Genomic DNA, 21,561 nt, shown 5'->3' with positions numbered 1-21,561 from the left:
CGCGCGGCTGCGAACCTGCCGGACCATGCAACGCGACGACGCTTTCCTTCGCGCCTGGCGCGACACCGCGATCCAGCCTCCCGAGCCGGAGGACGACGATGCGGCGCGTCCGGCGCTGCGCTATCGCACCCTCTGGATTTCCGACCTGCACCTGGGCACGCCCGGCTGCCAGGCGCGGGCACTGCTCGACTTCCTCAAGCACACCGAGTGCGAGACGCTGTTCCTGGTCGGCGACATCATCGACGGCTGGCAGCTCAAGCGCCACTGGTACTGGCCGCAGGCGCACAACGACGTGATCCAGAAGTTGTTGCGCAAGGCGCGCAAGGGCACGCGCGTGATCTTCATTCCAGGCAACCACGACGAGTTCGCCCGCAAGTACCTGAACCACAACTTCGGCGGCATCGACGTGGCCGACGAGTGGATTCATGAAACGGCCGACGGCCGCAAGCTGTGGATCATCCACGGCGACCTGTTCGACGGCGTGATCCAGTGCGCCAAATGGCTCGCCTACGTGGGCGACTCGCTCTACGAGTTCACGCTCAAGCTGAATCGCCACCTCAACTCGCTGCGCGCGCGCATGGGGCTGCCGTACTGGTCGCTCTCGAAGTACCTCAAGGGCAAGGTCAAGCGCGCCGTGAGCTACGTGGGCGACTTCGAGAACGCCGTGGCCCGCGAGGCCCGCAACCGCGGCGCGCAGGGCGTGGTGTGTGGCCACATCCACCATGCCGAGATGCGCGACATCGACGGCATCCTGTACTGCAACGACGGCGATTGGGTGGAAAGCCTCACCGCGCTGGCCGAGCATGCCGACGGCACGCTCGAGATCATCGACTGGGCGCAGCACATGCCCGTCGGGACGCAAGCGGTGCCGGCGCGCGAAGCGGTCGCGGCCTGAACGTTCGGCCCCGCGCGGGCCTTGATCGAAGAACTGAAGAAAAAAGCGCTCACCGCCACGGCGGGGCGCCCACGTTCGTCCGATCCGACGATGCCGCGCCGGCCCGCGCGCCGCACACTTGCCGGGTGTGAACCCTGTGAGACAACACCATGGCCTGGACCCTCAGCGCGGCGGAGACCGCGTTTCGCGACGAGGTTCGCGACTTTCTCGCGCGCGAGCTGACGCCTGAGCTGCGCGCCGCGGGGCGTCGCTGCTCCGGCATCTTCACCGACTACGCCGACGGCAACCGCTGGCACCGCGTGCTGGCCCGACGGGGCTGGAGCGTGCCGCACTGGCCGGTGGAACACGGCGGCACCGGCTGGACGCCGATGCAGCACTACCTCTTCGCCAGCGAGCTGGCCGCGGCCGACGCGCCGCCGCGCGCGCCCATGGGCCCCGGCATGGTCGCACCGGTGATCATCGCCTTCGGCACCGAGGCGCAGAAACAGGCCTGGCTGCCGGGCATCCGCTCGGGCGAGGACTACTGGTGCCAGGGCTATTCCGAGCCGCAGTCGGGCTCCGACCTGGCCTCGCTGCAGTGCAAGGCGGTGCGCGACGGCGACGATTACGTCATCAACGGCACCAAGATCTGGACCACCCACGCGCAGTACGCCAACCGCATGTTCTGCCTTGTGCGCACGGCCTCGGGCGGCAAGGCGCAGCAGGGCATCAGCTTCCTGTGCTTCGACATCCCCCAGGCCGGCCTGACCATCCGCCCGATCATCAGCATCTCGGGCGACCACGAGCTCAACCAGGTGTTCTTCGACGACGTGCGCGTGCCCGCCAGCGGCCTCATCGGCGAGGAGAACCAGGGCTGGACGGTAGCCAAGTACCTGCTGCAGCACGAGCGCGGCGGGGCCTGGGCGCCGATGCTGCGCGCGCGCCTGCGCCGGCTGCGCGCCGCGGCCGACAGCGCCTTCGCGGCTGCAGGCGAGTCCGCCGCCGACGAGGCGCGCGAGATGGCGCTGCGCCTGGCCGAGATGGACTGCGCCATCGACGCGGTCGAGGCCACCGAGCTGCAGTCGCTGCGCGCCCAGGCGCGTGGCGAGCCGCACGGCATCCGGCCCTCGATGGGCAAGGTGATGGGCTCCGAGCTGCGCCAGCGCCTGACCGAACTCGGCGTGGAGATCGCCGCCCACTACGCCGCGGCCGACCTGCCACTGGACGACGGCCTGCAAGGCGCGCTGGCCGTGCCCGAGGAGGCGGTGTTCTCGATGTCCGCCTACCTCAACGACCGCGCCGCGTCGATCTACGCGGGCTCCAACGAAGTGCAGCGCAACATCATCGCGGCGCAATTGCTGCAATCACGCTGAGGCCCGCTTGCCATGACCACCCTCACCGACCAAGACGACACCCTCGCGATGCTGCGCGACAGCCTCGCGCGCTACCTCGACGACCAGCATGGCTTCGAGCAGCGACTTCATGCACTGGCCGCCGCCGACGACGCACCGCCGCCGTTCTGGCAAGGCCTGGCAAGTGACCTCGGCCTGCTCGGCGCGGCCCTGCCCGAAGCGCAGGGCGGGCTGGGCCTCGGCCTGGCCGCGCACCTCGCGCTGCTGCCTACGCTGGGCGGCGCGCTCGCGGCCGAGCCGTATCTTTCGACGCTGGTGATCGGCGCCGGCCTGTTGCAGCGCCATCCGGGCGCGCAGGCCGATGCGCTGCTCGCGCGCGTCGTCGCCGGACAGGCCGTGCTGGCCTTCGCACACGACGAGCCGCACAGCCGCCACGCACGCGACGACGTGCGCACGACGCTCGTGCGCGAGGCCGACGGCCGGCTGCGGCTCAACGGCCGCAAGGCCGTGGTGCAGGCCGCGCCGTGGGCCAGCCATGTCATCGTCACGGCGCGCAGCGACAAGGGCCTGTCGTTGCTGGTCGTGCCCAAGGAAACGCCCGGCGTGCAGCTGCGCGCCTACCGCACGCGCGACGGTGGCCGCGCGGCCGACATCGCCTTCGACGCGGTGCGCCTGAACGCCGATGCCTTGCTCGGCGAGGAAGGCGCAGCGCTGCCGCAGATCGAGCAGGCGCTCGACGAGGCCACGCTCGCGGTCTGCGCCGAGTCCATCGGCATCCTGCGCCGGCTGATGCGCGACACGCTCGACTACGTGCGCCAGCGCAAGCAGTTCGGCGTGCCGATCTCCAGCTTCCAGGTGCTGCAGCACCGGCTGGCCGACATGCACATGGCGCTCGAGCAGGCCGACGCGCTCACCGCCAGCGTGGGCGAGGCACTGGCTGTGGGTGCCGACGCGGCCTCGCGCGCGCGCGCCGTGTCGTCCGCCAAGGTCGCGGTCGCCAAGGCCTGCCGCGCCGTGGGGCAGGGCGCGGTGCAGCTGCATGGCGGCATGGGCATGACCGAAGAACTCGCCGTCGGCCACTACGTGCGCCGCGCCACCCTCATCGAAGGCCAGTTCGGCCCGCCCGCGTGGCACCTGCGCCGCGTGGCGCAGCTTCAGCAACAACAACCCCTCTCACAGCACTAACCCCATGACAGCACTGGACGACCGCACGCCGGTCATCGTCGGCGTCGGCGAGATCACGCACCGCACCAAGGAGGCCGCCGAAGGCCTCGAACCCATCGAGCTGATGGCGCGCGCCATGCGCGCCGCCGCACAGGACAGCGGCGCCGCCGCGCTGCTGGCCGGCCTCGACTCGCTCGACGTCGTCTGCGAGTACTCGTGGCCCTACACCGACGCGCCCGCGCTGCTCAACGCGCGGCTGGGCTGCAATCCGGCGCGCAGCGTCTACGGCGTCACCGGCGGCGAAGCGCCGGTGCGCTACATCCACGAGGCCGCGCTGCGCATCGCGCGCGGCGAGAGCCAGGTGGCGGCCATCACGGGAGCCGAGGCGCGCTACACGGTCGACGCCGCCGCCAAGCTCGGCATCCCGCTGGCCTGGACCCCGCGCGACGACAGCGTGAAGCTGGTGCGCGGCACCGACATCTGCCACCCCGTGGCGATCAAGCTCGGCGCGGCCATGCCGACCACCATCTATCCCTTCTACGAGAACGCCGCGCTTGCGCACTGGGGCCAGACGCCGCGCCAGGCGCAGGACGAGTCGTCGCGCCTGTGGGCGCGCTACTCCGAGGTGGCCGCCGCCAACCCCTACGCCTGGCTGCGCAAGCCCTTCACGCCCGAAGACATCGCGCGCGTCGACGCGGCCAACCGCCTCATCGCCTGGCCCTACACCAAGCACATGGTGGCCAACCCGCTGGTCAACATGGGCGCGGCCGTGCTGCTCACCAGCGTGGGCCATGCGCGCGAACTCGGCATTCCCGAAGACCGCTGGGTCTACGTGTGGGACGGCGCCGCCGCGCGCGAACCGCGCGACTACCTGCAGCGCGACCAGTACCACCGCTCGCACGCGCAGGACCTGGTGATGGAAACTGTGCTCGCGCAGGTCGGCGGCGACGCCTCGGCCTTCGAGATGCTGGAGCTGTACAGCTGCTTCCCCATCGTTCCCAAGATGGCGCGCCGCACGCTGGGCCTCGAACCCGAGGCGCGCATGACCTCCACCGGCGGCCTGAGCTTCTTCGGCGCACCGCTCAACGACTACATGACGCACGCCGCCGCCGGCCTGGTGCGCGCGCTGCGCGCCGCACCGAAGGGCAAGGCGGCGCTGCTCTACGGACAGGGTGAGTACGTCACCAAGCACCACGCGCTGGTGCTGGGCTCCAGCCCGCCGCCGCAGGGGCTTCCGAAGCCCGACTACGACGTGCAGGCCGCCGCCGATGCGCGGCGCGGCCCGGTGCCGCCGCTGGTGCTGCAGTACGCGGGCGCCGCCACGCTGGAGACCTTCACCGTGGTCTACGGCCGCGACGGCCAGCCCTCGCAGGGCATCGTGATCGCACGCACGCCGGCCGGCGAACGGCTCATGGCGCGCGTCGAGGCCACGGATGCGGCTTCGCTGAAGGTGCTGACCGACCTGGACCGCAGCCCCGTCGGCTGCAGCGGCACGGTGACGGCCGGTGCGGACGATCTTTTGAACTGGAGCGTGTCATGAGCGCAGTCACCGTCGAACGCCTGCCGGGCCACGTCGCCCTCGTCACCATCGACCGCCCCGAGGCGCGCAACGCCGTCAACGGCGACGTGGCGTCGGGGCTCGAAGCCGCCGTCGATGCCACCGAGGCCGACGACGACATCCGCGCCGTGGTGCTCACGGGGGCCGGCCGCGAGGCCTTCTGCGCGGGCGCCGACCTGAAGGAAGTGTCGGCCGGGCGCGGCAGCGCGCTGCGCACCGAGCGCGGCGGCTTCGCGGGCTTCGTGTACCGCGAGCGCAGCAAGCCGTGGATCGCTGCCGTCAACGGCAAGGCGCTGGCCGGCGGCACCGAGCTCGTGCTGGCCTGCGACCTCGTCGTGGCCGTGCGGCAGGCCGCCTTCGGCCTGCCCGAGGTGCTGCGCGGGCTGATCGCCGCGGCGGGCGGGCTGTACCGGCTGCCGCGCGCCATTCCGCCCAACATCGCGCTCGAACTGATCCTCACGGCGGGCCAGCTCGATGCCGAGCGCGCGCACGGCTTCGGCCTGGTCAACCGCCTCGTGCCCGACGTCGAGGGGCTGCGCGAGGCCGCGCTGGCGCTGGCCGCCGAGATCGCACGTAACGGCCCGGTGGCGGTGCGCCAGAGCCTGCGCGTGGCACGCGAGGCGAACAGCGGGCTCGACGAAGCCGCGCTGCGCGCCCTCACGCGCGATGCCTTCGAACGCGTGGCCGCGAGCGAAGACTTCAAGGAAGGCCCGCGCGCCTTCATCGAGAAACGCGCGCCGCGCTGGAGCGGTCGCTGAACAAGAAAGAGACCGCCATGCCCGACAGCGAAGCAGACGACGACATCCTCCTCGACCGCAGCCGCGCAGGCATCGCGCTGCTCACGCTGAACCGCCCCGCGCGCCTCAACGCACTGAGCCAGCCCACCGTGCGGCGCCTGTGTGCCGCGCTCGACGCACTGGCGCAGGACGACAGCGCGCGCGTGCTGGTGCTCACCGGCGCGGGGCGCGGCTTCTGCGCCGGCTGGGACCTCACGACGCCGCTCACGCGCCGCGACGACCAGCCGCTCGACGGCGAGCCCTCGGTGGCCGACCTGATGGCGGGGCAGGAGCTGTTCGCCGGCATGGTGCGGCGGCTGCGCGCGCTCGACAAGGTGGTGATCGCCGCCGTCAACGGCGTGGCCGTGGGCGCGGGCTTTGCGCTCACGCTGGGCGCAGACATCCGCGTGGCCGCGCGCTCGGCGTCGTTCCATGTGGGCGCGGTGCGCCTCGGCCTCACGGCCGGCGAGTGCGGCATCAGCTACCACCTGCCGCGCCTGGTGGGCGCCTCGCGCGCCTTCGAGCTGATGCTCACGGGCCGCCCCGTGCCGGCCGACGAGGCCGAGCGCATCGGCCTGGTCGCCGCGCTGGTGGACGACGAAGCCCTGCTGCCGCGCGCGCTCGCCCTGGCCGCCGACGTGCTGCGCAACAGCCCCTACGCCACGCGCCACACCAAGCAGCTCATGTGGACCAACCTCGAAGCGCCGAGCCTCGACGCCGCGCTCGAGGTGGAAAACCGCGCCCAGGTGCTCGCGCTCAAGACAGAGGATTTCCGCGAGGCCGCCGCGGCCTTCGCGGCCAAGCGCGCGCCCGTCTTCACGGGGCGTTGAAACGTCTTTCCGCGCTTTCGTCGCTTCCGACGATGCGACGCCGGCGCCCGCGCGCCAAGATGCCTTCACACAACAGGCCGCCGGGTGCGCGCCAGAGGAGACACACATGGCAGGACCCCTGAAAGGACTTCGGGTCGTCGAGATGGCCGGCATCGGCCCCGGCCCCTTTTGCGCGATGCTGTTCGCCGACATGGGCGCGGAGGTGCTGCGCATCGCGCGCCCCGGCACGCGGCGCGACCCCCACGACATCCTGGCGCGCGGGCGCAGCACCTGGGAGGTCGACCTGCGCGCCCCCGACGCCGCCGCGCCCGTGCTCGACGCCATCGCGCGCGCCGACATCCTCATCGAGGGCTTTCGCCCCGGCGTGATGGAGCGCCTGGGCCTGGGCCCGGCCGAATGCCTCGCGCGCAACCCGCGCCTGGTCTACGGCCGCATGACGGGCTGGGGCCAGCACGGCCCGCTGGCGCACGCGGCCGGCCACGACATCAACTACATCGCCATCAGCGGCGCGCTGCACGCCATCGGCCGCTCGGGCGAGGCGCCCGTGCCGCCGCTGAACTACGTGGGCGACTTCGGCGGCGGCGCCATGCTGCTCGCCTTCGGCCTCTTGGCCGCGCTGCATGAGGTGAAAAGCTCGGGCCAGGGCCAGGTGGTCGACGCCGCCATGACCGACGGCGCCGCCCTGCTGTCGGCCATGATGTACGGCTTCAAGTCGGCCGGCCAGTGGAGCAACCAGCGCGGCGAGAACCTGCTCGACGGCGGCGCGCACTTCTACGACACCTACGCCTGCGCCGACGGCAAGTACGTGGCCATCGGTTCCATCGAGCCGCAGTTCTACGCGCTGCTTCGCGAGCGCTGCGGCCTGGTCGACGACCCCGCCTTCGACGCCCAGATGGACGCCGACCGCTGGCCGCTGCTCAAGCTGCGCCTGGCCGACGTGTTCCGCACCCGCACGCGCGACGAATGGTGCGTGCTGCTCGAAGGCAGCGACGCCTGCTTCGCGCCCGTGCTCGATTGGGACGAAGCGCCGCAGCACCCGCACAACGTGGCGCGCGGCACCTTCGCCACCGTGGGCGGCGTGGTGCAGCCCGCGCCCGCGCCGCGCTTCAGCCGCACCGCGCCGGTCGTGCCGCCGGCCGTGTCGCCCGACGACGGGCCCGCGCTGTTGAAGCGCTGGGGCGCGGCAGCGCCCGTGGCCGAAGCACGCTGACGTCCTCGTTTCCCGGGCATGCGCGTTCGCGCATGCATGGCATTTCCGCACCGCACCGACAGGAGCCTTGTCCATGCCCACCACGCCACCGCCGCTGTACCTCACGCAGGCCCTGCACCGCGCCATGCAGTGCAGCCCGCGCGCCGTCGCCACCGTGTTCCAGGGCCGCACGCGCACGTACGGCGAACTCGGCGAGCGTGTCGCGCGCCTGGCGGGCGGGCTGCGCCGCCTGGGCGTGCAGCCCGGCGACCGCGTGGGCGTGCTCGCGCTCAACGCCGACCGCACGCTGGAGTACTACCTGGCCGTGTGGTGGGCCGGCGGCGTGGTCAACCCGGTCAACACGCGCTGGAGCGTGGCCGAGATGGCGCACTCCCTCGACGACTGCGCGACGCACATCCTGTTCGTGGACGACCAGTTCCTGGCGACAGCGGACGAACTGCGCGCCGCCGCGCGCGCCGTCACCACCTGGGTCTACATGGGCGAGCGCCAGGCGCCCACGGGCATGACCGATTACGAAGCGCTGGTCCGCGAGAGCGAGCCCGTGCCCGACGCGCTGCGCGGCGGCGACGACCTGGCCGGCGTGTTCTACACCGGCGGCACCACCGGCCGGCCCAAGGGCGTGATGCTCAGCCACGCGGCGCTGGTGATCAATGCGCAGGTGTCGATGCTCGGCGCCTTCTTCGACGACAGCGCGCGGCTGCTGCAGGTGGCGCCGCTCTTTCACCTCGCGGGGCTGTCGTTCCTGCTGCGCGGCGTGCTCATGGGCTGCGCGCAGATCATCCTGCCGGGCTTCTCGGTGGACGGCATGCTCGCCGCCATCGAGCGCGACCGCGCCACCAACCTCATGGCCGTGCCCGCCATGCTGCAGATGCTGGTGGACGACCCGCGCACGGCGCAGGCCGACCTGTCGAGCGTGCGCTTCGTCGGCTACGGCGCCTCGCCGATCACCGAGGCGCTGCTGGAGCGCGCCTTCGCCACCTTCCCGCAGGCCGAGTTCGCGCAGGGCTACGGCATGACCGAGCTGTCGGCCGGCGTGAGCTACCTCACGCGCCACTACCACTCGCCCGAAGGCCGCAAGCTCGGCAAGCTGGCCTCGGCCGGGCAGGCGCTCTCGGGCATCGACCTGCGCGTGTGCGACGGCGACGGCCGCGAGGTGCCGCGCGGCACCGTGGGCGAACTCACCGTGCGCAGCCCGTGCGTGATGCAGGGCTACTGGAACCTGCCCGAGCAGACGGCAGCCGCATTGCGCGATGGCTGGATGCACACCGGCGACGCCGCCCGCATGGACGACGACGGCTTCGTCTTCATCGTCGACCGCTACAAGGACATGATCGTGAGCGGCGGCGAGAACATCTACTGCGCCGAGGTCGAGGGCGCCCTCGCGCGCCACCCCGCCGTGGCCGCCGCCGCCGTCATCGGCGTGCCCGACGAGCGCTGGGGCGAGGCCGTGCATGCGGTGGTGGTGCGCAAGCCCAACACCGATGTCGAGGCCGATGCCGAGGCGCTCATCGCCCACTGCCGTGATTTGATCGCCGGCTACAAGTGCCCGCGCAGTGTCGCGTTCGTCGACGCGCTGCCGATCTCGGGCGCCGGCAAGGTCATGAAGTACCGCCTGCGCGAGCCGCACTGGGCCGGCCACGCACGCCGGGTTGCCTGACGAAAAAAACCACCAAGGAGACGACACCATGTTCCTCACCCAGCCCCTGCACAAGGGCCGCCGCGAGAAGGCCCGCGAGACCGCCGTGGTCTGCGGCAACCACCGCCTGGACTTCGCGACCCTCACCGACCGCGTGGCGCGCCTGGGCGCCGTGCTGCAGCAGCTCGGCATGGCGCGCGGCGACCGCGTCGGCATGATGAGCCTGAACTCGCACCGCTTCGTCGAGTTCTTCTTCGGCACCTGGTGGGGCGGCGGCGTCATCAACCCGGTGAACATCCGCTGGAACCCGAAGGAGGTCGCCTACTCGCTGGACGACTGCGACACGCGCATCCTGCTGGTCGACGACCTGTTCGCGCCCATGGCCGACGAGCTGCGCAAGCTCTCGACCTCGCTGCGCACCGTGGTGTACTGCGGCGACGGTCCCGTGCCTGAAGGCATGGTCGGCTACGAGGCGCTGCTGGCCGACGCACAGCCCATCGACGACGCGCCGCACAGCGCTGACGAGCTGGCCGCCATCATGTACACCGGCGGCACCACCGGCCGGCCCAAGGGCGTGATGCTCACGCATGGCAGCCTCTACATCAACGCGCTGAGCTCGGTGGCCGCGGTGCCGCGCGAGACGCGCAACGCCGCCGTGGTCATCGCCGTGCCCATGTTCCACGTGGCCGGCTGCGGGCTCTCGTTGCAGAGCATCCTGCGGCTGGTGCCGCAGCACGTGGTGCCGATGTTCGACGAGGTGGCGATCCTGCAGGCCATCCAGGCCGCGCGCGCCACCGAGATGTTCCTGGTGCCCACCATGATCAAGCGCGTGATCGAGCACCCGCGCTTTGCCGAGTTCGACCTGTCGAGCCTGCAGATGCTGCTGTACGGCGCCGCGCCCATCGACGTGGCGCTGCTCGAACAGGCCATGGCCGCGCTGCCGGTCACGAGCTTCTCGCAGGCCTACGGCATGACCGAGCTGTCGCCCACCGTGGCCGTGTTGATGCCGCACTTCCACCTGCCCGGGCCCGACCGCAACCGCCTGCTGCGCGCGGCCGGCACGCCGGTGCCCGTGGCCGAGATCCGCATCGTCGACGGCGAGGACAACGAGCTGCCTCCCGGCCAGGTCGGCGAGATCGTCGCGCGCGGCCCGATGGTCATGAAGGGCTACTGGAACAAGCCCGCCGAGACCGAGGCCGCGCTGCGCGGCGGCTGGATGCACACCGGCGACGGCGGCTACATGGACGAACACGGCCTGCTGTTCGTGGTCGACCGCATGAAGGACATGATCGTGAGCGGCGGCGAGAACGTGTACTCGGCCGAGGTCGAGAATGCCATCGCCCAGATGCCGCAGGTGCTGATGTCCGCCGTCATCGGCGTGCCCGACGACAAGTGGGGCGAGCGCGTGCATGCGGTGATCGTGCTGCGCGAGGGCGTGCCGCTCACGGCCGACGACGTCATCGCGCATTGCCGCGAACAGATCGCCAACTACAAGTGCCCGCGCAGCGTGGAGTTCCGCGATGCGCTGCCGCTCTCGGCTGCCGGCAAGCTGCAGAAGTTCCAGCTGCGAGAACCCTTCTGGGCCGGCAAAGAGCGCCGCGTCGGCTGACCCCATTCCCCTCATTCCAAGACACTGAAGGACACCCCATGCCCATCGATTTCCGCCGCTCGTGGAGCGACGAAGAACTGGAGCTGTACCGCGACAACGTCGTGCGTTTCGTCGAGACCGAAGTCGTGCCGCACGACGAAGAGGCGCGCAAGCGCGGCCACGTCGGCCACGAGGTGTGGCGCAAGGCCGGCGCGCTCGGCCTGCTGTGTTCCGACATTCCCGAGGCCTACGGCGGCGCGGGCGGCGACTTCCGCCACGAGGCCGTGTTCTACGAAGAGAAGGCGCGCCGCGCGCTGACCGGCATGGCCAGCTCGGTGCACACCATCGTGGCGCACTACTTCCTGAACCACGGCACCGAGGAACAGAAGCAACGCTACCTGCCGCGCATGGCGCGCGGCGAGCTGGTCGGCGCCATCGCCATGACCGAGCCCGGCGCCGGCTCCGACCTGCAGGGCGTGCGCACGCGCGCCGAGAAGCAGCCCGACGGCAGCTACCGCATCCGCGGCTCCAAGACCTTCATCACCAACGGCTTTCTTGCGGGCGTGGTGCTGGTCGTGGCCAAGACAGACCCGACGCAGGGCGCCAAGGGCACCTCCATCCTCATCGTCGAGACCGAGGGTTGCGAGGGCTACCGCGTGGGCCGCGTGCTCGACAAGATCGGCATGAAGGCGCAGGACACCTCCGAGCTCTTCTTCGACGACGTGCACGTGCCGGCCGACGCGCTGCTCGGCGGCCAGGAAGGGCAGGGCTTCTTCCAGCTCATGAGCGACCTGCCGTACGAGCGCACCATCATCGGCGTGAACGCGCTGGCCACCATGGAAGGCGCCTACCAGGCCACGCTCGACTACGTGCGCGACCGCAAAGCCTTCGGCAAGCCGATCGCCGACTTCCAGAACACCAAGTTCAAGCTGGCCGAGATCGCTACGCAGATCAAGGTCGGCCGCGCCTTCATCGACCGCTGCGTGGAAGACCTCGTGGCCGGCAAGCTCGACACCGCCACCGCCTCCATGGCCAAGCTCTGGGGTTCCGAGACGCAGGGCCGCGTGGTCGACGAATGCCTGCAGCTCTTTGGCGGCTACGGCTTCATGACCGAGTACATGGTCGCGCGCATGTACGCCGACGGGCGCGTGCAGCGCATCTACGGCGGCACCAACGAGATCATGAAAGAAGTGATCTCGCGCGCGCTGTGACGGCGATGAACGAGGTGCTGCAGGTCGAGCGGCGCGGCGAGGTCGCCTGGCTCACGCTGAACCGCCCCGAGCGCCTGAACGCGCTCGACCCGGTGCTGGTGCGCGCGCTGCGCGACTACTTCGAGGGCCTGAGCGCGCGCAGCCCTGAGCGCGTGGTCGTGCTGCAAGGCGCGGGCCGCGCCTTCTGCGCCGGGCTCGACCTGAAGGAACAGGTGGGCGGCGAAGACCTCGGCGTGGCCGACATGCTCGAACAGCAGAAGGGCATCCGCGACATCATGCTGGCCATGCGGCGCTGCCCGCAGCCCATCGTCAGCGTGGTGCAGGGCGCGGCCAGCGGCGGCGGCTTCGCGCTCGCGCTGGCCTCCGACGTGCGCCTGGCCACGCCCGACGCGCGCATGAACGCCGCCTTCATCCGCATCGGCCTGTCGGCCTGCGACGTGGGCGTGAGCTACTTCCTGCCGCGCATGGTCGGCAGCTCGGTGGCGGCCGAGTACATGCTCACCGGCCGCTTCATGGACGCGCAGCGCGCCTACGCACTGGGCCTCGTGAGCCGCGTCGATGCGCTGCCCGCATTGCAGGCCGAGGCGCAGGCGCTGGCCGACGACATGCTCAACGCCACGCCCGTGGCGCTGCGCCTGACCAAGGAGGCGCTCGGCATTGCCGTGGACGCCGGCAGCATGGAGGCGGTCATCGCCATGGAAGACCGCAACCAGGTGCTGTGCACCCAGACCCGCGATTTCCGCGAAGGCATGAGCGCCTTCCTCGAGAAGCGCGCGCCCGTCTACACGGGGCGCTGAGCTTCATTCCCGAACTTCAACGGACCGCACACAAGGATTTCCATGACCCTCGACGACCTGATGTTCAAGCCCGGCCTGCTGGCCGGCCGCCGCTACCTCGTGACCGGCGGCGGCAGCGGCCTGGGCCGTGTGATGAGCGAGGCGCTGCTGCTGCTCGGCGCCCACGTCTACATCTGCGGGCGCCGCGCGCCCGTGCTCGAAGAAACCGCCGCCGAGCTGATGCACCTGCACGGCGGGCGCGTGACACCCAAGACCTGCGACATCCGCCACGACACGCAGATCACCGAGATGCTCGATGAAATCTGGGCCGACGGCGGCGCGCTCGACGGCCTCGTCAACAACGCCGCGGGCAACTTCGTGAGCCGCACCGAAGACCTGTCGCCGCGCGCCTTCGACGCCATCTCGAGCATCGTCTTTCGCGGCAGCTTCTGCATGACGCTCGAATGCGGCAAGCGCTGGCTCGTCGAAGGCAAGGCCGCGTCGGTGCTGTCGATCCTCACCACCTGGGTATGGAACGGCTCGCCCTTCACCGTGCCCTCGGCCATGTCGAAGGCCGGCCTGCACGCCATGACGCAATCGCTCGCGGTCGAGTGGGCCGGGCGCGGCATCCGCTTCAACGCCATCGCGCCGGGCCTGTTCCCCACCGAGGGCATGAGCGCGCGCCTGAACCCCGGCGGCGGCGAGCACAAGGCCGAGCGCAACCCGATGGAGCGCAACGGCCGCATGCCCGAGCTGGCCAACCTCGCGGCCTACCTGCTCGGCCCGGGCTCGGAGTACGTCAACGGCCAGACCATCGCCATCGACGGCGCGCAGTTCCAGGCCACGGGCGGGAATTTCTCGCGCATGTCGCAATGGCAGGACGAAGACTGGAAGCGCGCGCGCGAGCACATCGCGGGGCGCGACGCGCAGGACAAGCGCCAGCGGCTGGCGGCTTGATGGCGAAGGAAGGGCGGTTCCCGCCCAGCTAGTCCTGCGGCTTGAGCGTTCGGCGGGTCAAGACCTGGGTGCCTTCTCTGGAGAGCAAGCGCGTGCGTCTCAAGTCGGTGTCGAAGATCGCCAGATGTGAGACCGAACTCTCCATGATGAAGCCCTTTGCGATAGCTGTGCCGTCCTTCAATACTTCAACGCAGGAGTACCTGGCCGTGACGCAGCCATTTTTCCGGTACTCGATTTCTTCGCGTTCGGCGATGGCGCGCCCCGCTGTCTCGCCAACAATCGCAGGTATCGCCATAAACGCGGTAACGACTACGAGCACAAGAGGAAGAACGCCGATGACGAGTGCAGTTAGCGATGTTTGCCGCACGAGCCGTTTGAGCCAAGGGGGGCGATTTTCGAACCATTGCCATTTGGATGCGCTCGGTGTTCCGAAGGGTGTCAAGAGAACGAATACATAGAGGCCCGCACCGACCGCAATTCCGAAAAATATCAAGAGATTGCTTGCTGCTGCTAGCAGGAAGGCGAAGAAGCGCTCGAAGAGCACATAGTAGCCATTGATGATCAGCCAGTCGGCTGCCTTGGGGAACAGGCCAGCGTCGATTCCCCAAGCACTCAGATACGAGCGATGGGCAACGTCGCCCAAGAAGTGGAGCGTTACCGTTCCGAACGCTGCGGCCGCAGCAGCAATGCTTAGAAGCGTTGGAAGGCTCGGCCGGTTGAGTCTCGGTTTTGCCGTCGGCTCTGGATCATTTGCTTGCATGGAGCAACTTTAGCTTTTCCTTTGCTTGGAGCTTTAGTTTTCATGGGCAAATGAACGAGCACTCATTGCGCTCTGCGCGGTTTCTCTTAGCGGATCACCCCCAGCTTGCGCGCAATCGCCACCGCCTCCGTGCGCCGCTTCGCGCCCAGCTTCATGTGGATGTTGCGCAGGTGCGTGCGCACCGTGCTCTCCGACACGAACAGCTTCTCGCCCATCGCGTTGTTCGAGTAGCCCTCGGCCAGGAGCTGCAGCACGCGGATCTCCTTGCGCGTGAGCGGCTCCTTGGTGGCGTCGCCCGAGGGCGCCTCGGCGTCGATCGGCGAGGGCGGCGGGCCCAGCACCTGCAGCAGCCGCTGCAGGTAGTCGGCCAGGATCGGGTCGCTGCGCAGCACGGGCGCCACGGCACCCGCTTCTTGCTGCATGGCGGCGGCATAGCGGTGCACCAGCGTGCCCACGGCCGGGCCTTCGTCGAGGATCAGCCGCACGAAGCCTTCCTGGCTCGCGGCCTGCAGCACGGCGCCGATCTCTTCGATGGCGGTGGCGAGGTCGCCCGCGCGCTGCAGTGCCAGTGCGCGCAGCACGCGCAGCTTGAGCGCTCGGCGGTTGCGGTTGGCGGCCACGGCGGCGTGCAGCTCGGCGTCGAGCACGGTGAGCGCCGCGCGCGCGTCGCCGAAGGCGATGTCCCAGCGCGCCCGTGCGAGCGCGAGGTAGTCGAGGTCGTGCGCGGGCAGGCGCTGGCGGCGCTCGCGCTCCCACAGCTCGGGGTCGTCGGCGCGCTGCAGCTCGTCGCGCGAGGCGGGGCCGTTGCCCTGCAGCAGCAGCATGTGGGCACGCTCCAGCTTGGCGCCCGCGACCACGCGCGGCAGCTGGCGGTGGTGGCCGAGGTACTCGAGTTCGGTGAGCGCCTGGAACGCGGCGTCGATGTCGCCTGCGTGGAAGGCGATGCGCGAGCGCATGACGTGGCTCAGGATCATGTGGTCGGGCAGGCCCACGTCGCGCGCCAGCGGCAGGTACACGTTCAGCAGGTGCTCGGCCTGCACCAGCTGGTTGGTCTCGTACACGGCGCCCGCGTACAGCACACCGGCCCAGGCGTTGCCGTGGCTGTGGTTGTACGACACGGCATGCGTGGAGTCGACCGCCATGCGCAGCCGCGCGGTGGCCTGGCGCAGCCGGCCTTCGGTGAGGTCGAACAGGCCCGCCAGCGACTCGGTGTACATGCGGTTGAAGGTGCTGTTGCCCTGCTCGCGCCGGGCGGCCTCGAGCAGGCGCTGCGCCTCGCGCTGGTCGCCGCGCACCGCGAGGATGTGGGCCATCGCGTTGAGCAGCACGCCCTCGGCAAAGGCCAGGCCGGTGGGCAGGCGCGCGAGGCTTTCGCGGCCGGCCTCATACGCGGCATCGTGCTGGTCTTCCATGGCCAGCAGCAGCGGAATGAGCGTGTGGGCGTTGGCGCGCACCTCGGGAATGGGGCTGTCGAGGCAGCCCGACTGTTCGAGCAGCCGCATGGCGTCCCACGGGCCGTGCGTGAAGCAGGTGGCCCACAGCGCGATGAGCTGCAGGAACGGATGCTCGCGCAGCTGATGTTCAGGGATGGCCGAGAACCAGCGCGCCAGCATGCGCATGCGGCCCTGTTCGAGGAACTGCTCGGCGTAGCTGTCGAGCAGCGTGAGCGCGTGCGGATGGTCGCCGCCCTCGATGGCATGGTCGATGGCGGGCACGGGCCGGCCGTGCGACTCGTACCAGCCCGAGGCCGCCAGGTGCAGCCGCGCGAGCTCGCCGGGCCGCTCGCGCGCCAACTGCGCACGCAAAAAATCGGCGAAGAGGCTGTGGTAGCGCCACGCGCGCACCTCGCCGCCGGCGTCGCCGCTCACGGGCGTGAGGAACAGGTTGGCGGCGGCCAGCTGCTCGAGGATGACGGCGCTGTCGCCGCGCGGGTTGAGCGCCTGGCACACCGAGGCGTCGAGCTGGCGCAGGATGCTGGTGCGCAGCAGAAAGTCGTGGATCTCGGGCGGCTGGTGCGCGAGCACGTCCTCGGCCAGGTAATCGGCCACGGCGCGGTCGGAGCCCGAGAAGCGCTCGATGAAGCCGGTCTCGATGCCGTGCCGCTCCAGCGCCATCGACGCCAGCCAGATGGCCGCCACCCAGCCTTCGGTCTTGCGGTGCAGCTGCGAGAGCAGGTCGGCCGGCAACGCCTGCGGCGGCTGCGCGGCGGCGTGCGGCGCATGCGCCTGGCGCAGGCCGATGAAGGCGCTGGTTTCTTCCAGCGAGAAGCGCAGGCGGTCGGTGTCGATCTCGATGAGCTGGCCGCGCGCGCGCAGCCGGCCCAGCCCCAGGTCGGGCAGGCTGCGCGAGCCGATCACGATCTGCCCGCGCCGCGGCAGGTGCTCGACCAGCTCGCGCACGAGGCCGAGCACGGCGGGCTCCTGCACCACCTCGAAGTCATCGAGAAAGAGCGTGAAGGGCGAGTCGTGCGCGGCCAGCGCGGCCACGGCGTCGAAGGGCGCGTGGCTTGCGGGCTCGTCCACGCCGATGCGCTGCACGGCCTCGGCCAGGCAGTTGAGAAAGCGCGACACGTCGTTGTCGGCGCGGTCGAGCGTGAGCCAGGCGGTGGCGATGCCCTGCGCGTCCATGCGCTCGCGGATCTGCGCCATGGCGGTGGTCTTGCCGAAGCCGGCGGGCGCGCGCACCAGCACGAGCTTGACGGTGGCGGCGGCGATCTCTTCGCTGATGGCGGTGCGCGGCACCTGCGTGGCCACGAAGGCCGGCGGGTTCAGCTTGGTCTCGAGAATCCGGAGCGAGGAAGGGGGAACGGGGGCTGGAGCAGGCATCGCGAAGGGGGAGTGAGTGCCTGGAAATTCCGTCGCTTCCGACGATTCCGGCAACCGATTCTGCTTCCTAAACTGGCCGCAGACAAACTGAATTCCCCTGCATCCGGTGGCCTTGCGCACCCGGGCGGCGCCCTGCCCATGACCCACGACGTTTTCATCTACGACCACGTGCGCACGCCGCGCGGCAAGGGCCGCGCCGACGGTGCGCTGCACCCCATCACGCCGGTGCAGCTGGCCACGCAGGTGCTGCAGGCGCTGCGCGAACGCCATGCGCTGGACCCCACGCAGATCGAGGACGTGGGCCTGGGCGTGGTGATGCCCGTGGGCGAGCAGGGCGCCGACATCGCGCGCGTCGCGCTGCTGTCGGCGGGCTACGGCGACAGCGTGGTGGGCTTCCAGCTCAACCGCTTCTGCACCTCGGCGCTCGACACGCTGAAGATGGGCTTCGGCCTCGTGGCCTCGGGCCAGGCCGATGCGGTGATCGGCGGCGGCGTGGAGTCGATGTCGCGCGTGACCATCGGCAGCGACGGCGGCGCGGTCTACACCGACCCCGCCGTGGGCCAGCGCTACCCCTACATCCCCAACGGCGTGGCGGCCGACCTCATGGCCATGCTCGACGGCGTGGACCGCGAGGCGGTCGATGCCTACGCCGTGGAAAGCCAGCGCCGCGCCGCCGTGGCGCAGGCCGAGGGCCGCTTCGACCGCTCGCTCGTGCCCGTGCGCGACCGGCTCGGGCGCACCGTGCTCGCGAAAGACGAGGCCAACCGCCCCGGCACCACGATGGCCGACCTCGCCAAGCTCAAGCCCGCCTTCGCTGGCGTGGCCGCGCAGGGCTACGAAGCCATCCTGCTGCAGCGCTATCCGCAGCTGTCGCACATCGCGCCGATCCACACGGGCGGCAATTCGAGCGGCATCGTCGACGGCGCCTGCGCGGTGCTGCTGGGCAACCGCGCCTACGGCACGCGCAACGGATTGAAGCCGCGTGCGCGCATCGTCGGCAGCGCCTCGTGCGCCGACGAGCCGCTGCTGAGCCTGGGCGGCCCGATGCCCGCCACCGAGCGCCTGCTGGCGCGCTGCGGCCTGCGCATCGGCGACATCGACCTGTTCGAAGTGAACGAAGCCTTCTCGGTGGTGCCGATGCGCTATGGGCGCCATTTCGACATCGACCCCGCGCGCATCAACGTGAACGGCGGCGCCATCGCGCTGGGCCACCCGCTGGGTGCGACCGGCGCGATCCTCACGGGCACGCTGCTCGACGAGCTGGAGCGGCGCGACGCCCACCTGGGCTTGGTCACGCTGTGCGCCGCGGCGGGGCAGTCGACCGCGCTGGTGATCGAGCGCGTCTGAGCCGCACGTCTTCTCTTTCCTTTTTTCCTATGCCTTCCCACATCCGATTCGAGGTCGATGCCGACGGCGTCGCGCTCCTCACCCTCGACGTGCCCGAGCGGCCCATGAACGTGTTCACGCCCGGCTTCACGGCCGAACTACGCGAGGCCGTGGCGCAGGTCGCGCAGCGCGCCGACGTGCGCGGCGCGGTCATCACCTCGGGCAAGGCCAGCGGCTTCATGGCCGGGGCCGACCTGAAGGACCTCGTGGGCTTTCATGCCACGGGCGGCGGTGCGGCCGAGGCCATCGAGGCGATCGCGCCCGGCGGGCGCGCGCTGCGCGAGCTGGAGCGCTGCGGCAAGCCCGTGGCGGCGGCCATCAACGGCGTGGCGCTGGGCGGCGGCTTCGAGCTCGCGCTGGCCTGCCACCACCGCGTGCTGCTCGACGAAGCGCGCGCGGTGGTCGGCCTGCCCGAAGTCACGGTCGGCCTGCTGCCCGTGGGCGGCGGCACGCAACGGCTGCCGCGCCTCATCGGCATTGCGCGCGCGCTGCCGCTGCTGCTGTCGGGCCGGCACGTGGCGCCGGCCGAGGCGCTGGCGCTGGGCATGGTCGATGCGCTCGCGCCGGCCGACCAGCTCGTGGCCGTGGCCCGTCGCTGGGTGCTCGACCACCCCGACGCCGGCCAGCAGCCGTGGGACGTGAAGGGTTTCCAGGTGCCGGGCGGCGCGGGTGCACTCGCACCGCACGCGGGCGCCAGCTTCGGCGCCACGCTGGCGCAGGTGCGGCGCGACACGCACGACCAGCTGCCGGCGCCGCTGGCCATCCTGTCGGCCGTGTACGAAGGCACGCAGCTGCCGATGGACGCGGGCCTGGCGGTCGAGGCGCAGTGCTTCGGTCCCTTGCTGGCCGGCCCGGTGGCGCGCAACCTGATGCGCACGCTGTTCGTGAACCGGGGCGCGGCGCTGCGGCGCAAGGGCGACTTGGGTGCGGTCAATGCTGCGTATGTCGAACGGCTGCGGCAGCTGTACCGCAGTGAAGGTGCGGCGCTGTTGAGTGAAGGCGTGTCGCCTGCGCTCATCGCGAACGCTGCGCAGCAGGCCGGGTTGGGCGAGAGTCCGCTGGCTGCCGATGCAACGCCAGGACAAACCGCCGCAGCGCAGCCCGACGCACGCGCCGTCGGCGAACGCCTGCTGTCGCTGCTCGCGCTCGAAGCGGCGCGCTGCCTCGAAGAAGGCGTGCTGAAGCAGCCGGTCGAGGCTGACCTCGGTGCCGTGCTCGCGCTGGGCTACCCGGACTGGACCGGCGGCACGCTCTCGTACATCGAGACCGTCGGCCTCGCCGCTTTCGTCGCGCGCTGCGATGCACTCGCACAGCGCCACGGCGAGCGCTTCAAGCCCACGGCCGCACTGCGTCAGCGCGCGCAATCGAACACGCCCTTCTATTCCGTGGAGCAGGCCGCGTGAGCCCAGGCCGCGCGCAAGCGCTGCAGTCGCTGGTCGCGCAGCTGCAACTCGAGCAGCTCGAGAAGAACCTGTTTCGCGGCACCAGCACCGACATCGGCGCGCCTGCCGTCTTCGGCGGCCAGGTGCTCGGGCAGGCGCTGATGGCGGCGGCCCGCACGGTCGACGGGCATGCGGCGCATTCGCTGCACGGCTACTTCCTGCGCGCGGGCGACAAGGCCGCGCCCATCGTCTACGACGTGGACCGCATCCGCGACGGCGCGAGCTTCACCACGCGGCGCGTGGTCGCCATCCAGCATGGCGAGCCGATCTTCCACATGTCGGCCTCGTTCCACCGGCGCGAGGCGGGTGTGTCGCACCAGTGCGCAATGCCCGAGGCGCCACCGCCCGAAGACCTCACGCCGCGCGCCGGCCCGCGCGTGCGCGTCGAAGGACCGATCGAGTTCCGCTACGTCGATCCGCGCGACCCGGTCACGGCCGGCCCACGCCCGCCGCAGAGCCAGCTCTGGCTGCGCACCGCCGACGCGCTGCCCGACGACCCGCTGCTGCACCAGGCCATGCTGGCCTATGCCTCCGACTACAGCTTCATGGGCGTCGCGATGCAGCCGCACGGCCTGGCGTTTCAGCAACCTGGCGTGCAGGGCGTGAGCCTGGACCACGCGATGTGGTTCCACCGCGATTTCCGCTGCGACGACTGGCTGCTGTACGACGCCGACTCGCCCTCGGCCGAGCATGCGCGGGGCTTCTGCCGTGGCGCGCTGTTCGATCGCGCCGGCCGGCTCGTGGCTTCGGTCGCGCAGGAAGGGCTGATCCGGGTGCGCCGATGATCAAGCTCGTCTTCTGCCTGCGGCGCTTGCCGCACCTGGACCGCGCGCAGTTCCAGCACCACTGGCGCCATGTGCACGCGCCGCTCGTCGCCGAGCGCGCCGAGGTGCTGGGCCTGCGTCGCTACGTGCAGTCGCACACGCTCGACGACGCGCTGGTGCAGCCGCTGGCCGTGCCGCGCGGCAGCCCCGCGCCCTTCGACGGTGTGGCCGAGCTGTGGTGGGACAGCCTCGAAGCGCGCACCGGTGCAAGGCGCGAGGACGCCCGCCGCGCGAGCGCCGAGCTGCTCGCGGACGAGCGCCGCTTCATCGACCTGGCCGCCTCGCCGATCTTCTTCACCGACGAATTCGCCGTGGTCGGCGACCCCACCGCCGAGGCGGTCCGCGACTACCTGCAGGCGCGCGGCCGCCTGTAATCGTCGCTTCGGACGATG

General features: G+C 70.9%; 18 protein-coding genes. 16 read left to right on the top strand and 2 right to left on the bottom strand.

Annotated features, from left to right (window positions below):
• The first annotated feature begins 25 nt into the window (after nucleotides 1–25).
• The 12 genes from FFI97_RS21185 to FFI97_RS21130 all read left to right on the top strand — a co-directional run bounded on the left by FFI97_RS21185 (nucleotide 26) and on the right by FFI97_RS21130 (nucleotide 13,932).
• Nucleotides 26–895 (top strand): UDP-2,3-diacylglucosamine diphosphatase, encoded by an 870-nt coding sequence (locus FFI97_RS21185; protein WP_062482079.1) that lies wholly within the window; start codon nucleotides 26–28, stop codon nucleotides 893–895.
• 149 nt (nucleotides 896–1,044) lie between these two features.
• A complete protein-coding gene (locus FFI97_RS21180; protein WP_144004498.1) occupies nucleotides 1,045–2,247 on the top strand; it encodes an acyl-CoA dehydrogenase family protein in 1,203 nt (400 codons plus the stop codon).
• Between the two features lie 12 nt (nucleotides 2,248–2,259).
• Nucleotides 2,260–3,411 carry an acyl-CoA dehydrogenase family protein gene (locus FFI97_RS21175; protein WP_139704398.1) on the top strand — a complete coding sequence of 384 codons (1,152 nt, stop codon included), beginning with the start codon at nucleotides 2,260–2,262 and terminating at the stop codon, nucleotides 3,409–3,411.
• 4 nt (nucleotides 3,412–3,415) lie between these two features.
• A complete protein-coding gene (locus FFI97_RS21170; protein ID WP_139704396.1) occupies nucleotides 3,416–4,930 on the top strand; it encodes an acetyl-CoA acetyltransferase in 1,515 nt (504 codons plus the stop codon).
• Complete coding sequence (locus FFI97_RS21165) at nucleotides 4,927–5,706, top strand: enoyl-CoA hydratase-related protein (RefSeq protein ID WP_139704395.1); 780 nt, start codon at nucleotides 4,927–4,929, stop codon at nucleotides 5,704–5,706. The genes FFI97_RS21170 and FFI97_RS21165 overlap by 4 nt, the downstream gene beginning before the upstream one ends.
• A 17-nt stretch (nucleotides 5,707–5,723) precedes the next feature.
• Nucleotides 5,724–6,554, top strand: coding sequence for an enoyl-CoA hydratase/isomerase family protein (locus FFI97_RS21160; protein WP_139704393.1), 831 nt, complete (start codon nucleotides 5,724–5,726; stop codon nucleotides 6,552–6,554).
• A 106-nt stretch (nucleotides 6,555–6,660) separates the two neighbouring features.
• Nucleotides 6,661–7,764, top strand: a complete 1,104-nt coding sequence (locus tag FFI97_RS21155) for a CaiB/BaiF CoA transferase family protein (protein ID WP_139704391.1) — start codon at nucleotides 6,661–6,663, stop codon at nucleotides 7,762–7,764.
• Between the two features lie 73 nt (nucleotides 7,765–7,837).
• Entirely contained in the window at nucleotides 7,838–9,421 is a 1,584-nt protein-coding gene (locus tag FFI97_RS21150; protein ID WP_260685092.1) for an acyl-CoA synthetase, read from the top strand.
• A gap of 28 nt (nucleotides 9,422–9,449) precedes the next feature.
• The gene (locus FFI97_RS21145; protein WP_139704388.1) at nucleotides 9,450–11,009 is read left to right on the top strand and encodes a long-chain-fatty-acid--CoA ligase; all 1,560 of its coding nucleotides are present in this window, start codon (nucleotides 9,450–9,452) and stop codon (nucleotides 11,007–11,009) included.
• Between the two features lie 38 nt (nucleotides 11,010–11,047).
• On the top strand, nucleotides 11,048–12,199 hold the full coding sequence (locus FFI97_RS21140) for an acyl-CoA dehydrogenase family protein (protein WP_139704386.1): 1,152 nt from the start codon (nucleotides 11,048–11,050) through the stop codon (nucleotides 12,197–12,199).
• Nucleotides 12,200–12,204: 5 nt separating this feature from the next.
• Entirely contained in the window at nucleotides 12,205–12,996 is a 792-nt protein-coding gene (locus FFI97_RS21135; protein ID WP_139704384.1) for an enoyl-CoA hydratase/isomerase family protein, read from the top strand.
• Nucleotides 12,997–13,038: 42 nt separating this feature from the next.
• Entirely contained in the window at nucleotides 13,039–13,932 is an 894-nt protein-coding gene (locus tag FFI97_RS21130) for an SDR family oxidoreductase (protein WP_139704383.1), read from the top strand.
• Nucleotides 13,933–13,960: 28 nt separating this feature from the next.
• On the opposite strand, the gene FFI97_RS21125 is transcribed toward FFI97_RS21130, so the two are convergent.
• Complete coding sequence (locus tag FFI97_RS21125) at nucleotides 13,961–14,692, bottom strand: hypothetical protein (protein ID WP_139704381.1); 732 nt, start codon at nucleotides 14,690–14,692, stop codon at nucleotides 13,961–13,963.
• 86 nt (nucleotides 14,693–14,778) lie between these two features.
• On the bottom strand, nucleotides 14,779–17,517 hold the full coding sequence (locus FFI97_RS21120; RefSeq protein WP_062478179.1) for a LuxR C-terminal-related transcriptional regulator: 2,739 nt from the start codon (nucleotides 17,515–17,517) through the stop codon (nucleotides 14,779–14,781).
• Nucleotides 17,518–17,655: 138 nt separating this feature from the next.
• Between FFI97_RS21120 and FFI97_RS21115 the strand changes: the two genes are divergently transcribed.
• Genes FFI97_RS21115 through FFI97_RS21100 form a run of 4 tightly spaced genes read left to right on the top strand, consistent with a single transcriptional unit; the run spans nucleotide 17,656 to nucleotide 21,543 of the window.
• Nucleotides 17,656–18,864, top strand: coding sequence for an acetyl-CoA C-acetyltransferase (locus FFI97_RS21115; RefSeq protein WP_139704379.1), 1,209 nt, complete (start codon nucleotides 17,656–17,658; stop codon nucleotides 18,862–18,864).
• A gap of 29 nt (nucleotides 18,865–18,893) precedes the next feature.
• Nucleotides 18,894–20,306 carry an enoyl-CoA hydratase-related protein gene (locus tag FFI97_RS21110; protein WP_139704377.1) on the top strand — a complete coding sequence of 471 codons (1,413 nt, stop codon included), beginning with the start codon at nucleotides 18,894–18,896 and terminating at the stop codon, nucleotides 20,304–20,306.
• Complete coding sequence (locus FFI97_RS21105; RefSeq protein ID WP_139704376.1) at nucleotides 20,303–21,130, top strand: acyl-CoA thioesterase; 828 nt, start codon at nucleotides 20,303–20,305, stop codon at nucleotides 21,128–21,130. The genes FFI97_RS21110 and FFI97_RS21105 overlap by 4 nt, the downstream gene beginning before the upstream one ends.
• The gene (locus tag FFI97_RS21100; protein ID WP_139704374.1) at nucleotides 21,127–21,543 is read left to right on the top strand and encodes an EthD domain-containing protein; all 417 of its coding nucleotides are present in this window, start codon (nucleotides 21,127–21,129) and stop codon (nucleotides 21,541–21,543) included. Before FFI97_RS21105 ends, FFI97_RS21100 begins: the two co-directional genes overlap by 4 nt.
• Nucleotides 21,544–21,561 lie beyond the last annotated feature (18 nt).

Origin of the sequence: Variovorax sp. KBS0712 (assembly GCF_006323185.2) — a bacterium.
GTDB classification, from domain to species: domain Bacteria; phylum Pseudomonadota; class Gammaproteobacteria; order Burkholderiales; family Burkholderiaceae_C; genus Variovorax; species Variovorax boronicumulans.
The sequence above is the reverse complement of the archived record's forward strand: the minus strand, read 5'-3'. Positions and strand labels throughout refer to the sequence as shown.